We start from the raw sequence: 14,823 nt of genomic DNA, 5'->3' as shown, positions 1-14,823 counted from the left end.
AAAAGAATAAAAGCTATGAAAAAGTATTTTTGGATTTACCTTATCGCAGTGATGACCCCTTTTACTTGGGCGCAGTCTTCGCCGAAAATTCTATCCTATAAAATCTTGAAAATGGTTCCTGTTTCTGCAATCGAAAAAGACGCCTTCGACGAACTCCTCACGGAAGTGCGAAGTCCGCAACTTCAAACGCCGGAAGCCATGTTACGGTCCTTGACGATGGAATCTGGCGCAAGACCACTTGTATGGTGTGCAGCGCCCACCGAACAAGGCAATAGCCAAGTCTGCACGTTTAGACTCGAAGGCTTGGAAGACGACAGTGTGGCCGGCGAAGTAAAAAAAATCCGCTTTCGGCAAATCAGCCGAGTATGGATTCCCGAAAAAGTAGAAACCGCTTGGCGGTGTGCGGAAGGGCGCGGGAAATCAGATGCATACCACACCACCACTTGTCAATAACCTTCGCATTTTTGATTCCCCAATCGTACAACCATGCGGTTGGGGCTTTGTTTTGTATTATAACTGATTTAGAAAACCCAACAGAACTTGTGAACCAAAAACGTTTTCTGTATTATAGTAAAGCCTAAACGCATCCCCCCCCTTATACCCATGCCTCGATTGATTGGATTAGACTTCGGCGAAAAAAGAATTGGCGTGGCCATCACCGACCCATTACAGTTGATTGCCCAGCCACATGGTACCTATCACCAAGCAGAACTCTGGTCGGTTTTGACCAAAATGGTGCAGGAAGAACCGGGTGTGGAGGCCTTTGTCGTGGGATGGCCCTTGCAAGAAGACGGCTCCGAAGGGGCTGCAACCTTTAGGGTGGCGACATTTATCCAACAGCTATCCGAAAAATTTGCTGATATTCCGATTCACAAAATAGATGAACGATATACCTCCGAAATGGCCATTGAAAGCATTCGGGCTTCGGGATTACGCATGAAGGCACGGCGCGAAAAATCGCGGGTGGACAGAACGGCAGCCGCCATTCTACTTCGTGACTTTATGGAACTGCGCTAATTCTTCTACCTACACGCCCCGTAATATTCTTACTTAAACCAAACTTCGAAATAACGCTTATGATTTTGCCCATTAGACGTTACGGTGATCCGGTGCTGCGCAAAGAAGCGCAAGCAATAACCTCAAACACACCGGAACTTCAGACGCTTATAGACAACATGTTTGAGACCATGAAGAATGCAGATGGCGTTGGCTTGGCTGCACCGCAAATAGGCGAAAGTATCCGACTGTTTGTGGTAGATGTTCGTCATTACGAAGAAGACTATCAAGAAAAAACCGGAGAACCTTTCCCTGATGCCTGGAAAGAATGTATGGTTTTTATCAATCCAGAAATCATAGCAGAAAGCGACGAGGAATCCGAGTATGAAGAAGGTTGTCTTTCTGTACCCGACATCCACGAGATGGTGACACGGCCCAGCAAAATTAGCCTTCAATATTTAGACCGGAATTTCGCGCCTCAGACAATGGAGGTGGATAAACTGGTGGCACGGGTTATTCAACACGAGCACGACCATTTAGAAGGCATTTTATTCTTAGACCATATGAGCGCTTTTAAACGCCGAATGCTTCAACGGAAACTTCGCGACATTCAGCGCGGTGTTCTGGAAACCAAGTATCCTATGGCCAAATTGTCTGCTTAAGTCTTTCTCTTCATAAGAATGGTAAACATATGTTTTTATTGGAAAATGTAACTCATCAATACGACGGCCAAACCGTTTTGGATATGCCCTCGTGGAAGGCGGATCAAGGTGAGCAATGGATCATGCTGGGCCCTTCTGGCTCCGGAAAAACCACGCTTCTCCACATTTTGGCGGGCCTATTGAAGCCCACCAGTGGAAACGTAACCATTGCAGGCCAGAATCTGGGCACTTTGGGTGTGGCACAGATAGACCGCTTTCGTGGACAGAATATTGGCATCGTATTTCAGAGAATGCACCTGTTTGGTACATTAACTGTACGCGAAAATTTGTTAATGGCCCAATTTGTGGCGGGGGAACCGCAAAGCGAGGAGCGGGTGGATGAAGTGCTGGAAGGATTAGACATTGGAACCAAAAAATTCGCCTACCCCGCACAACTGAGCGTAGGACAGGCGCAACGTGTCTCTATTGCACGTGCTGTGATCAATCGGCCCAAAGTAATTCTAGCGGATGAACCAACCTCCGCTTTGGATGATCAGAACTGTGACAAGGTGTTGGAACTGCTCAAAAAACAGGCAGAAACGCATAAAGCAACATTGGTCATAACCACACACGATCAGCGCATCAAAGATGCTTTTGGTAACCAGTTTAATTTGTAGTCCCACCCATCAGCCTGCATACACCCATGAATTTATTAAAACTAAGCCTGTCTTATATCCGACGGCAAAAACTGACCACGCTGCTCAATACATTTTTGCTGGGGATTGGTATTGCTACCATCCTTCTCCTCTTGTTGTTTAGTGCACAGTTCGGAGAGAAAATGGAGCGTGATGCAAAAGGAATAGACATGGTGGTTGGGGCCAAAGGAAGCCCTCTCCAGTTAATCCTTTCTGGTATTTATCATTTAGACGTTCCGACAGGCAATATACCCCTTTCTGAAGTGGAAAAACTCAAGGCCAACCGAATGGTAAAAGAGGTAATCCCACTCTCCCTTGGGGATAGTTACAAGCAATTCCGTATTGTTGGAACCACCGAAGCCTATCCGGCCCATTACGAGGCCAAGGTGGCCTCTGGTAAAATGTTTGGTGGCACTTCCGAGGCCACCATAGGCGCACAAGTGGCAAAAGAAGCGGGCCTTAAGGTGGGGGATACTTTTGTAGGCGCACACGGCTTAGTACAAGGCGGTGAAGGCCATCACCAACACCCCTACAAGGTGGTGGGGATACTGGCACCGACCAATACCGTGATGGACCGGCTGATCCTCACCAGCCTTGCTTCTGTCTGGGATGTACACGGTTTACCACACGACAAGGCCGATGAACACGAAGACGAACACCATGCTGACGAAGTACACGATCATGAAGAGGAAATCAAGGCCAAGCCAGATTCTGCCGCCAAGGTTACCGAAGAGATAAAACCCTTACCAGTCCCTGCGATTACTGGTGCCCCTGCGGTTATGGGAGGGATGTTGCCTTCGGGCACAATAACTGAAAGCGGCCCGGAAGTAACTGTTGCCCTTGTAAAATTTGCCAGTCCAATTGCCACCGTTATGCTGCCCCGAAGCATTAACAGCCAAACGAAACTTCAGGCAGCAACCCCCGCGCAACAGTTGGCAAACCTGTTACAATTGGTGGGCGTGGGTATTAGCACCATTCGGGTTTTTGGTTTTATCCTCATGTTTGCAGCCTTGTTGGGGGTGTTTATTGCCCTCTACAATGCCATTCAGGAGCGCCGTTACGACTTGGCGATGATGCGAGCGTTGGGTGCTTCTCGTGAAAAAATCTTTCTCCATGTGCTCTTGGAAGGATTGATTTACGCCATCATGGGAATTGCCGTCGGTGTATTATTAGGACATGGTATCACCGAAATCATCGGCCAAGTGCTCTCGACGGCCAATCAGGTGGAATTGACCGGGCTTCGCTTTGTACCTGGAGAATTTTGGGTAATACTCGCAGCCCTAGGAACGGGCGTTCTCGCAGCCCTGATACCTGCATTTCAAGCATATCGGACCGACATTGCACAGACCCTCGCAGACTGATCATGCAAGCATCATGGCATCTAATAAGCCGGAAGTCAGCAAGACCTTCGGCTTATTAGGGTAATGAAATTTTTTGAAAAATAGTTTATAACCAGTATGAAAGTTAGGTGTCCACCTACCCAGACGGTTGCACCAAGTAGGTGAAGGAAAAGAGCAATTTTATTTATCATTTATGATTAGCATTAAAATATATTGAGATAGCAATTGAGCAAGGCATCGGGTAATTGGTTGGCATGTCGCAGAATTTGGTACCCACCGCGTCCGAATATTTGTGGGAGGTAGAACTTGGCCGTTTCGTCAATGGCGATTGCAGAGACGTGCATTTGTTTTTCTCGTGCCTCGCTAATCGCTTTTTGCGTGTCGTAAATGCCATATTGCCCCTCGTAGGTATCATAGTCATTCGGTTTCCCATCGGTTAATAGTAGCAACCACTTGGTATCTGCCCGCACTTGGGAAAGTAAATAAGTGGCATGACGAATAGCCGGCCCGATTCTTGTGTAACCACTACTTTCGATGGCACCAATATGGTCGCGACTGGCTTCCCATGTGTGATGAAAGGCTTTGGCCGTATGATAATAACAATGGTTGTGCGTCCGACTGGAGAAGGTGTCTAACTGAAATATCACTTCTAATTGCTGCCAGACCTCCGATACCATAACCAATGCTTCTTTTTCGGTATCCAAAATCCGTTTGTTGTTGCTATACCCATCTGTGCTTAGGCTTACATCAGTCAGAACCAGAATGGCAATTTCTTTGGTTCGTTTTCGCTTTGCATTATAAAGATTTTCTGACGGTGTAATGCCGCATCGTCTATCAACAAAGGCTTCTACGGTGGCATCTAGGTCTGGTTCGTCTCCCCATGCCAGCCTTTTCTTTACATGATAATCGGTAAGAAACCGTTCGGCATGTTTTAACATTTGGCGGATGCGCCCTTGATTTTCATGGATGATTTTTTGGGTATATAAAAGTTTTTTCTCTTTTATAAAAGCGGGAAATACCTTGCAAAACCCTAATTTATACTGCTTTTTATTCCGATCCCACTCGTCGTATTGTAAATGGAAAGCCGTTTGCCCTGGTGCATGAACCTCGATCAAGCCAAGCGAATCCACAAATTCCGATTTATAAATGGAGTGAACCGGGTTATCCACCCGTACCACATGCCTCAAGTCCAAGTCGCGTAGTGCCTCGCTGTGTTCCTCCAAATCGTCGCTGCCATCAAAGTCTCGCCACCGCCCTGAGAACTCGTCTAAGGTCTCAATTTTCTCGAAATTATGTGTAAGAGTATAATTCTCCTGTTCTCGGGTATCCACCTTTAGCAACTCGGTTTGTTCTTTGGCGGGGGCTTGATGTTCCGTATAGCCTTCTTTATCCTTATCATCGGCCACGGTATTTCGGTTGACCACTCCTTTTAGCGCCTCCAACACCTCCAACTCGTCTATGCTCGTATATAGCCATTTCCCGTACACGAAAGAGGTGTCGAAGCGCATTTCTTCGATCCCATTTTTTTTTTGCTTTCGTTGAAATGATTTTTCCTGATTGAGCACCGAACGATATAGGTCTGGAAATGCCGCAAACTCCTTGCTCAGGAAATGAATGACCTCCTCGGCTTGTTCCTGTGCCTTTGTCACCGATGCTTCGTAGGTATGGTTGTTGTGGTCTGTCCAAACATGCCGGAGCATATATTGCCCATACAAAAACAGGGTTCGGAATAGGAAAAAGGCTTCGTTTGCCTCGCGAGAATCGCCGCGGTCATAGAGGCGCGGTAGAAAAAAGGAGGTGCCCTTATAGCCACCCACGTCTTCCGAGGGATGTAAGGTAATGGCCTTTCCACATAAAAGCCGTGCCAGCGACGTAAGACGAGGTGAGATTTCCTCTAAAGCAACCGCCCGTGCCACTCGTTCGGGATCAGGTTTCTCCGATCTGACAAACGTGACCAAACGGTGGATTTTTTTGAAGACGAATTGATCCCATTCCATAATAATCGCCTAAAAAATCATCGCAATTAGGTCTTTCAGAGAAGCCTTCACATCTTCGTCGTCGGTCAGGGTTTCGGCAATCGAAACGGTACAGGCCAACCGAGGTGGTAAACCACTGGCAATCAACTTTCCCGCATCCACCAGCAACCTCGTAGAAACTGTTTCGGTAAGGCCCAATTCTACGCTGTTACGAATTTTGGCTGCGATGGCCACCAATTTTTGCGCCACATTTTTCTCCACCTTGGTCTCCGAGAGGATGATTTCCATTTCAAGTTCTTTGGCGGGATACTGAAAAGACAGCGTGACAAACCGCTGACGAGTGGAAGGTTTCAATTCTTTGTATCCCTTCTGATACCCCGGATTAAAAGAAGCCACGAGCATAAAATGATCTGGAGCCTTCAGGTTTTCGTGATGCCGATCTAAGTACAGCATCCGGCGATGGTCGGTAAGCGAGTGAATCGCCACCATAACATCGGGGCGAGCTTCGGCAATTTCATCCAAATAGATAATTCCACCTCCCCGAACAGCACTCGTGAGCGGGCCATCTATCCACTCGGTATCATTTCCTTTGATAATATAGCGGCCCAATAAGTCCACTGTAGAAGTCTCTTCGTGGCACATAACCGTTATACAAGGTAAATCCAACTTCTGGGCCATGTATTCCACAAACCGTGACTTGCCCGACCCTGTGGGACCTTTTAATAAAAGTGGGAGACGATTTCGAAAACAATGATCAAAAACCTCGACCTCGCGGGCAATAGGCTTATAATAAACTTGTTCGATAGTGGACGAGAACAACACTTCCATAGGTTAAGCCAGAAAAAAAAAAAGGGTTCCGCAGCGGGCAGAACCCTTTAAGGTGAAAATTTATACCACAACTGCGGTATCTTCGGAAACGCCAAGCGCTTCATCCGACGGGAAGCCGAACTTGGTGAAGTCGAAAATGTATAGGGCAATTCCCGCCGTAAACAGACTTGCTGCCAATACCAACCCCAAGAAATGAGGTTCTACCTCGCGCTGAACCTGCAAAAAGTCCATACCCATCTTCCGCTCTAAATACACTTGGGCAATACCTGCAACCGCAAAAGCACCCGTCATACCCAGCATACCGATATTGGATAACCAAAAGGCCAGATTACCCGTCATGCTTCCATAATTCTTACGGCCTGTCATGAGCGGCATCGAATAATTAATAATGGCCAGAACAATCATGGCATATGCCCCCCAAAACGCCAAATGTCCGTGCATGGCCGTCACTAACGTACCATGCGTATAGAGGTTAACCTGTGGTAATGTATGTGCAAACCCTAAAAATCCTGCACCTACAAAAGACATAATGGCACACCCAATAGTCCACATCAAAGCCAATTTATTAGGGTGCTCACGACCACTCCGACGGTACATGGTGATCGCAAACAATGCCATTCCCAGAAATGCCAAAGGCTCTAACGCAGAGAAAATACCGCCCACCCAGAGCCAGTACTTCGGCGCGCCAATGTAATAATAGTGATGGCCCGTTCCCAAAATACCCGATAAGAAGGTAAGCCCCACAATGATGTACAACCACTTTTCTATTACTTCGCGATCTACGCCGGTTAGTTTGATTAATAAATAAGCCAAAATGCCACCCATGATTAACTCCCAAACCCCTTCTACCCAAAGATGCACCACCCACCAACGAAAATAGGAGTCCATCGTCTGGTTCTCGAAATATATCATGCCGGGCAAATATAGCAAGGCTGCTGCCACCAAGCCCGTATAAAGAACGATCGAAGTGGTGGAGGCTCGATTCGCCTTGAATACCGTCATCCCGATGTTGAACAGAAACGTGAGAACATTCACAACCACTAAATAATCTAATGGGCGTGGAATTTCCAAAAACTTGCGACCTTCCCACCAGTTTACATGGAAGCCAATCAGCGCAACTACGCCAACCACAACCAATGAAGCAAGTTGAATGTAGGCCAACTTAACGGAATAAAGCTCGCGCTGTACCTCGTCTGGAATAATGTAATGCGCTGCTCCCATAAAGCCTGTTAATAACCACACAACCAAAAGGTTGGTATGCACCGCACGGGCTGTATTAAATGGGATCAAATCGTGTAAAACATCAAACCCCATATGGGCAAAACCCATAATGAAGCCATAAATTAGTTGGAGAGAAAAAAGCAGCATACAGGTTGCAAAAAACCAAAAAGCTACTTTCTGAGAGGCGTATTTCATAGTTAAGACCTGTTAAAGGATTATTTTAGGGTTTGAAGGAAAGCCACAAGTTGGGAAATGTCCCCGTCTGGTAAGCCTAATTTTGGCATCTTGGAGTCTGGTTTTACCGACATAGGGTCTTTGATGCGCTTTGTCATCTCCTCCACACTCATGCGGCTGGCTACTCCGTCTAAGGCCGGGCCAACATTGCCGCCTTTGCCTCCAACACTATGACACGCCGTGCATAATTGCGAGAACGTAGCCGGAGCGCCTTTTAACAAATCCAGATTAGAGGCGGGGGCAGATGCCGTGGTGGCAGATAAGGTGGGCTTCGCCGGAAAACCATTCAAATCCACCTCGCCTGCCCATTTTAAAAAAGCAATTACATCGTTAATTTGGTTGTCCGAAAAATGATAATTCGTCATCTTCCGCTCTCCGGGATACATGGCTTCAGGATCCTTCAAAAATGTTTTTAGCCAAACCTCTCCACGCCTTTCCACTACTTTGGTTAGTTCCGGTGCATAATAAGCACCTTCTCCAAAGATGGTATGACATCCCATGCAGTTATTGGCTTCCCAAATTTTTTTGCCCCGATCTACAGCAGGCGTAATATTGGCGGCTCGTGTCTGATTAGGCACCTGTCGTATGGTATCTACCGTAAGCCATAGGAAAACACCGGAGAAAAAAATGGTACCAACAATAAAAAACAGCCTTGCCTGAGATTTTGAAAGCATAGCGTCTGAATGTTTAGGGTGTGCATATTTCGGACCGTCAACCGACAATCCATGTAGTTTTATTATTCAAATCCAATTTTCTTACTCACCAAGTCCCAAGTAAGCTCATCTACATAGGTTTCGATCAGTATCCGGTTTAGATCAACCTTCAGCCCTTCGTAGTATGGATGGATAGGACATGGGGACTCGGAGGAGCAACGTTCTAAGCCTAAGCCGCATCGCTCGAACAAGCCAACACCCTCGATGGCCACCACGATTTCTTTCAGATTGATGCGTCTATCCAAGGGCAATCTAAAACCACCTTTTGGCCCGTTTAGAGAAGTCACCAAATGCGCCTTCCGCAAACGTTGCAGAACTTTAGCGGTATAGGCTATAGGCGTGTGTATCCCAGACGCAATGGTTACAAGGCTTACCCACCCTTCTTGATCAGGCTGTAAAGCCAAAAAACACATGGCCTTAATGGCATAAGTGGTTGCCTTGGCAAACATGGCATAGAGAGTTAGTACCTTACCAGTAGGGCATCAATAGGTCAACGCCTGATGTACAGAAAATATGAAACCCAAATTCAATTTAGGATTCGCAAGTCCGATATTCAATAAAAAAGAATAAAAGACCTTTTAGTACTTTTTAGCGTTTAAAAAAGATATATCGCATCAAATGCACATATAAAAAATCCTTAAATCGTTGTTCAACAAAATAAGGATTTGGTATATGGTTTTTGACCGTCTGTAGATATGACACCTGATCTTTTAAAAACCAGACTATTCGCCGCTTGATAAGAAAACCTCTATTCTGAGAGGCGTTTATTCAGTTGCTTTCTGTTTGAGCCATCTTTTGGTTGACCAATAACGCTACCTGATTTTGCGCACTCTCTCGGATGGAGTGATGGCTTAGCTGGTGCATCACCTTATGACGCGCCGTAGAGAAGCTGTTGTGTAGAAAACAAGGATTATCTGTAGAGCAAGATGTGAAGCCCATCACGCAGCGCATCAACTCACCCAAGCCGTCTGTTACCTCCACAACCCGTAAAATGGGCATTGCTAACTGCTCTTCTGTTAGATAGAACCCCCCGCCTGGGCCTTTAACAGACGTGACAACCCCAAACCGCGCCAAAATTTGTAAGACTTTTGCCAAGTAAGGTTCTGGAATTTCTAAAGTTGTTGCCATGCTTTTAACGCCCAGCCGATTCTGGGCAGACGCTTGATCGGCCAAATACAATACCGCACGCAAGGCGTAGATACACGAGTTTGAGAACATTTTGTAGGTGTTTTCACTACACAGGGTTAAGGAGAAGGCGTGAAAAAAATAATAAAAGACTTTTTTATCTTTTAATTAATACCGTACTGAGTTTGAAAAATAACAAATCCTTAACCAATTGTTTTGGAGAAGAACGCAACGAAGAGGACTTGTGCCTACTCATCGAATAAAATTCACCTAATCCTTAATTTACTATGAAATACTTAACAACACTCGTTCTATGCTTGGGTATATCAGGCTTTAGCCTCTCTTTCATGGGGTGTTCATCCAATACGAACGAAACCAGTTCGGGTAAAATGATCAATGCAGAGCTGACCGATCCCCCATTTGTCCCAAAGGCCGATATTGGCGACCGCGCCCCTATCAAGTGGCGGGTGGACCTGGAGGTTATCGAAAAGACCGCACGTATGGCCGATGGGGTGGAATATACCTTCTGGACCTTTGGTGGGGTTGTTCCCGGTAAATTCATCCGTACCCGTGTAGGAGACGAGGTGGAGTTTCATCTAAAGAACAATCCGAGTAGCAAGTTACCGCACAACATAGATCTACACTCCGTCACAGGACCGGGCGGGGGAGCTGCCGCTTCTTTTACTGCACCGGGGCACGAGTCCGTATTTTCTTTTAAGCTCATCAATCCGGGCTTGTATGTGTATCACTGTGCTACGGCCCCGGTTGGGATGCACGTTGCAAATGGGATGTATGGCCTTATTCTGGTAGAGCCAAAAGGTGGTTTACCGAAAGTGGATAGAGAATACTACGTAATGCAAGGCGATTTTTATACCAAAGGTGCTTATGGCGAATCAGGACTTCAGCCTTTTGATATGGAAAAAGCCATTGCCGAAAAACCAGACTATGTGGTGTTTAACGGCTCGGTTGGAGCCTTGACAGGTGATAAAGCACTTAAAGCAAATGTGGGCGAAACCGTACGCTTGTACATTGGCAATGGTGGCCCGAACATGGTTTCCTCTTTTCATGTCATTGGCGAGATTTTCGACAAGGTATATATAGAAGGGGGCGATACCATCAACAACAATATTCAAACAACGCTTATTCCGGCAGGTGGCTCGGCAATTGCAGAATTTAAGGTGGACGTACCCGGTACCTTTATTCTGGTGGATCACTCCATCTTTAGGGCCTTCAATAAAGGAGCCTTGGGTATGTTGAAAGTTGAAGGTCAGGAGGATAAAACCATCTACTCCGGCAAACAAGACGACCGGATTTATCAACCCGAAGGAGGAGTGATCCAAACCATAACTGCGGATAAACCCGTTGCACCTTTAGCTAAAAACTTACAAGAGCGCATTGCAATGGGTAAATCCCTGTATTCCGCCAATTGCCAAGCATGTCATCAGGCAGAAGGACAGGGGATTAAGGGCGCCTTCCCGCCACTGGCTAAGTCCGATTATTTGAACGCAGATCCCAAGCGTGGGATTCATGCAGTGGTAAATGGCTTGAACGGCAAAATAGTTGTCAATGGCGAGCACTATGATGGTATCATGCCAAAGTTATCTCTTAATGACGAGCAGACGGCGAATATCCTCACGTTTGTCCTAAATAGTTGGGGTAACAAGGGCGGAGAAATTACGCCTACCCAAGTGAAATCCATTCGGAAATAATACCCAATAACCGATATGAAATACCTTTTTTTGATTGGATTAATACTTTGGTCTTCTTGTCAGACGCCAGAGGAAAAGAAGACCAAAGGCCACATGATCCATGTGCTATCTCAAGCCAAAGAAAGTGCCTATTTGACACAAAACAATCGTGTGGAGATGGTTCCTATAAAAGGTGGGAAATATCGGGCATTTTACGGAAAAGACGCAGCATTGGTGACGGTCCAAGACTTTGAGCTAGACTCAACACCCGTTACCAATGCCCAATATCTACGCTTTGTGGAACAATTCCCAGAGTGGGGAAAAGGAGCGATTGCCTCTATTCGGGCAGATTCATCATATCTGGCACTATGGACAGACCCGCTCGTACTGGGAGAAAAAGCCCCGCCCAATGCTCCCGTCGTAAATATTTCTTGGTTTGCAGCAAAAGCCTATTGTACTTGTATGGGAAAACGATTGCCCACAATGGATGAATGGGAATTTGTGGCCAGGGCCGATGAGAAGCAACCGGATGCCCGCAACAACCCTGCCGCTTATCAAAGGTGGTTAGACTGGTATTCCGAAGCAAAAAAAACTGTTCTGCCCAATATCCGACACACCAAACCCAACTACTGGGGCGTGTATGACCAATATGGATTGGTTTGGGAATGGGTGTCTGACTTCAACGCCGTGCTGATTTCCGGTGAGTCGCGGAAAGATGCCAAAGTAGATGACCGGGGGCTATTTTGTTCGGGTGGGTCGGTGGGCGTAGAAGACCTCAAAAACTACGCTGCTTTTATGCGGTATGCCTTCCGTGGAAGCCTCAAAGCCCGATATACCATTCAGAATTTAGGATTTAGGTGCGCCAAATCCAAAACATCTTGAGGATTTAGAGATGAAAAAGTTACTCTTATTCTGTCTATTATTTATCGTAGGATGCAAAAAAGAAGAAAGCCTTCCACCAGCAAAAACCATAACGATGAAGCAAGGCGAAGGTCAGTCAATCTTCCAGTTACCCGGTACGTGGGCGACACAAGAAGGAATCTCCACCCAATTGGGCTCCTTAAAAGGAAAAACCACTCTATTGGCTATGATCTATACCTCATGCACTTTTGCCTGTCCACGACTATTGGCAGACATGAGACGGATAGAGGCCAAAATTCCTACTTCCGAACGATCTAACATGCGCTTTATCCTGATCAGTATAGACCCAGAACGGGATACGCCCCAAAAACTAAAACAGTTTGCGGCTGATAATAAATTAGATTTGGCTTATTGGACGCTTATGCGGGGATCACAGTCCGATTTGGAGGAACTCTCCGCAGTACTCGGTTTCCGATTCCAGAAAATCAGCCCGATAGATTTTGCACATTCCAACCTGCTTACGGTGTTTAATCCCCAAGGCGAAATGGTCTTCCAACAAGAAGGCATTGGCACCAATCCAGACGAGGTGGTGTCTGTGATGCAACAAACTGCCCGAAAACTCAGATAGGTTAATAATAAAAAAGGTGAAACAGCAAAAAAGGTGTGGCACAATGCTGTCACACCTTTTTTGGTATTATCGGTTCAACACGGAGTACTTCGACATAGCCACTTGGAATTCATAAAACACAACAAAAATGCAAGATGCTTCTCCTTCCTTGGCACGTAATGCACGGCTCATCATGGTTTCGGATGCCAACAACAACAAATATTACCATATGAACGCCCTTGCGGACGGAACCTTTGCGGTAGCATATGGCCGTATAGGAGGCCGTGCGACAACCGCCACCTATGATATGGCGCTGTGGGAAAAAAAATACCATGAGAAAATCCGAAAAGGCTATACAGATGTGAGCTATTTGTTTACTGATAAGAAAGTCATAGCTGAGCATTGCGACACCGGAAATGTCTGGATAGATGGCTTAATGAACCGTTTACAGAATTATGCAAATCGCTCCATACTGGCCAATTATTTAGTTGGATCTAATGAGGTGACAACTACACAAATCACCGAAGCACAAGGATTGATTAATAAAGTAGTTAAGGATTTTGAAGCGGGAACTGCAAATGAAGTCCTCAATCGTCAACTGATCCGGCTGTATGCCATTATACCCCGAAGAATGACCAATGTGCGGGATCACCTCGTACAGCCCAGCACCGAGGAAGCCGCGATTTGTAAAATGCTGGCGCAAGAACAAGCCACCTTAGATGTAATGGCCGGACAAGTAAAACTTTCGGATAACACGTCCACCACTAGACAAACCGATCTGCTTGCAATGCTGGGCATACAAATCCGAATGGTGGAAAACGAGTCGGAACTTGCACAGATCCGGTCGAAGATGCAAGAACATGCGCCCAAAATGGTGCGGGCTTTCGAGGTTACACATCTCGAACAACGGGATCGTTTCCAAAACCATGTACAACATGCCGATAACCAAGCCACGCATCTACTCTGGCACGGTAGCCGGAACGAAAATTGGATGTCTATCCTTGGAAGTGGCTTGGTATTACGCCCAAGCAATGCCATTATCACAGGGAAGATGTTTGGGTACGGGCTGTATTTTGCAGATAAGTTTCAAAAATCACTGAATTATAGTTCGCTTTCTGGCTCCTTCTGGGCGGGTGGTAAAGCCGATCGGGGATATTTGGCCTTATACGAAGTGCATACAGGGCGTGCACTCACCATCCGGCGCCATCAGCCGTGGTGCTACCAATTAGACGCTGACAATCTGAAAGCACGTGGCATCCTGCGGCGGCGCTACGATTCGGTTTTTGCCAAAGGAGGTGCGGATTTAATCAACAACGAGTACATCGTCTATAAAGAGACACAAAGCACCATCAAATACCTAATAGAAGTTGCACACTAATTCACTTATAGATATACGACCATGAACAAAAAAATTTCGGTATCGGCGGTACGGAAAGCCGCCTATCAGTTGATGCAGGATAATGGAATTACCACCACATTAGAAGTAAAGTTGGCGCTCCGAGAACGCGGTTTTTGGGCGGTTCAGACAGAAGTTTCTGCCATCATCGAGAAAGTGGCCGCACAAGAGGGTTGGTTTTGGCAATGTAATGGCCGATTTCGGCAGTATGCGCAATATCCAGAAATGATGCCCAATGTCTATGCGCCTATGGTGCATGGAACCGAGACCATTCGGTTTTTGTTTTTGAACTGAGGCTCTGGAAGAGGAGATTATAAAGTGCCGAAAAGACCAGCACATCCTTTAAAGGCAATATCCAAGTTCAAATGGTTTCCGCAAGCCACCTTTGTCTCCGATGATACGGATGCCGTTGGGCAACAGCTTTTTGCATGGATGCATAACCCCGCGCAAATCAAAACTGAACCTTTTACGTTTGAGGTGCTTTGGTGACGGAGGTTGCGTT

16 protein-coding genes are annotated in these 14,823 nt (G+C 46.3%); 10 read left to right on the top strand and 6 right to left on the bottom strand.

From position 1 onward, the window contains the following. The first annotated feature begins 15 nt into the window (after positions 1-15). The 5 genes from JNN12_02115 (at position 16) to JNN12_02095 (ending at position 3,693) form a co-directional block, all read left to right on the top strand. Positions 16-453, top strand: coding sequence for a hypothetical protein (locus JNN12_02115; protein MBL7977107.1), 438 nt, complete (start codon positions 16-18; stop codon positions 451-453). A gap of 150 nt (positions 454-603) precedes the next feature. Further along, positions 604-1,017 (top strand): Holliday junction resolvase RuvX, encoded by a 414-nt coding sequence (gene ruvX, locus JNN12_02110; GenBank protein MBL7977106.1) that lies wholly within the window; start codon positions 604-606, stop codon positions 1,015-1,017. 59 nt (positions 1,018-1,076) lie between these two features. Continuing rightward, a complete protein-coding gene (gene def, locus JNN12_02105) occupies positions 1,077-1,658 on the top strand; it encodes a peptide deformylase (protein MBL7977105.1) in 582 nt (193 codons plus the stop codon). A 29-nt stretch (positions 1,659-1,687) separates the two neighbouring features. Next, complete coding sequence (locus tag JNN12_02100) at positions 1,688-2,314, top strand: ABC transporter ATP-binding protein (protein ID MBL7977104.1); 627 nt, start codon at positions 1,688-1,690, stop codon at positions 2,312-2,314. 26 nt (positions 2,315-2,340) lie between these two features. Then, a complete protein-coding gene (locus tag JNN12_02095; protein MBL7977103.1) occupies positions 2,341-3,693 on the top strand; it encodes an ABC transporter permease in 1,353 nt (450 codons plus the stop codon). A 182-nt stretch (positions 3,694-3,875) separates the two neighbouring features. Here JNN12_02095 and JNN12_02090 read toward each other — a convergent pair whose 3' ends face one another. The 6 genes from JNN12_02090 to JNN12_02065 form a co-directional block, all read right to left on the bottom strand. Continuing rightward, positions 3,876-5,630: a VWA domain-containing protein gene (locus JNN12_02090; GenBank protein ID MBL7977102.1), complete on the bottom strand. Its 1,755-nt coding sequence runs from the start codon at positions 5,628-5,630 to the stop codon at positions 3,876-3,878. Positions 5,631-5,678: 48 nt separating this feature from the next. Then, positions 5,679-6,476, bottom strand: a complete 798-nt coding sequence (locus JNN12_02085) for a CbbQ/NirQ/NorQ/GpvN family protein (protein MBL7977101.1) — start codon at positions 6,474-6,476, stop codon at positions 5,679-5,681. Positions 6,477-6,536: 60 nt separating this feature from the next. Next, a complete protein-coding gene (locus JNN12_02080; GenBank protein ID MBL7977100.1) occupies positions 6,537-7,892 on the bottom strand; it encodes a cbb3-type cytochrome c oxidase subunit I in 1,356 nt (451 codons plus the stop codon). 20 nt (positions 7,893-7,912) lie between these two features. Next, on the bottom strand, positions 7,913-8,605 hold the full coding sequence (locus JNN12_02075) for a c-type cytochrome (protein MBL7977099.1): 693 nt from the start codon (positions 8,603-8,605) through the stop codon (positions 7,913-7,915). 62 nt (positions 8,606-8,667) lie between these two features. Continuing rightward, the gene (locus tag JNN12_02070; GenBank protein MBL7977098.1) at positions 8,668-9,093 is read right to left on the bottom strand and encodes an Rrf2 family transcriptional regulator; all 426 of its coding nucleotides are present in this window, start codon (positions 9,091-9,093) and stop codon (positions 8,668-8,670) included. A gap of 319 nt (positions 9,094-9,412) precedes the next feature. After that, positions 9,413-9,862 carry an Rrf2 family transcriptional regulator gene (locus JNN12_02065; GenBank protein ID MBL7977097.1) on the bottom strand — a complete coding sequence of 150 codons (450 nt, stop codon included), beginning with the start codon at positions 9,860-9,862 and terminating at the stop codon, positions 9,413-9,415. Positions 9,863-10,056: 194 nt separating this feature from the next. Here JNN12_02065 and nirK point away from each other — a divergent pair, with 194 nt between their 5' ends. The 5 genes from nirK (at position 10,057) to JNN12_02040 (ending at position 14,615) form a co-directional block, all read left to right on the top strand. Beyond that, entirely contained in the window at positions 10,057-11,478 is a 1,422-nt protein-coding gene (nirK, locus tag JNN12_02060) for a nitrite reductase, copper-containing (GenBank protein MBL7977096.1), read from the top strand. Positions 11,479-11,493: 15 nt separating this feature from the next. Continuing rightward, entirely contained in the window at positions 11,494-12,339 is an 846-nt protein-coding gene (locus JNN12_02055; protein ID MBL7977095.1) for a formylglycine-generating enzyme family protein, read from the top strand. Positions 12,340-12,349: 10 nt separating this feature from the next. Then, the gene (locus JNN12_02050; GenBank protein ID MBL7977094.1) at positions 12,350-12,946 is read left to right on the top strand and encodes an SCO family protein; all 597 of its coding nucleotides are present in this window, start codon (positions 12,350-12,352) and stop codon (positions 12,944-12,946) included. Between the two features lie 127 nt (positions 12,947-13,073). Next, positions 13,074-14,303: a hypothetical protein gene (locus tag JNN12_02045; GenBank protein ID MBL7977093.1), complete on the top strand. Its 1,230-nt coding sequence runs from the start codon at positions 13,074-13,076 to the stop codon at positions 14,301-14,303. A 21-nt stretch (positions 14,304-14,324) separates the two neighbouring features. Continuing rightward, the gene (locus JNN12_02040; GenBank protein MBL7977092.1) at positions 14,325-14,615 is read left to right on the top strand and encodes a hypothetical protein; all 291 of its coding nucleotides are present in this window, start codon (positions 14,325-14,327) and stop codon (positions 14,613-14,615) included. Positions 14,616-14,823 lie beyond the last annotated feature (208 nt).

Source organism: Bacteroidetes Order II. bacterium (genome assembly GCA_016788705.1).
In the GTDB taxonomy this organism is placed as follows: Bacteria; Bacteroidota; Rhodothermia; order Rhodothermales; family UBA2364; genus UBA2364.
The sequence above is the reverse complement of the archived record's forward strand: the minus strand, read 5'-3'. Positions and strand labels throughout refer to the sequence as shown.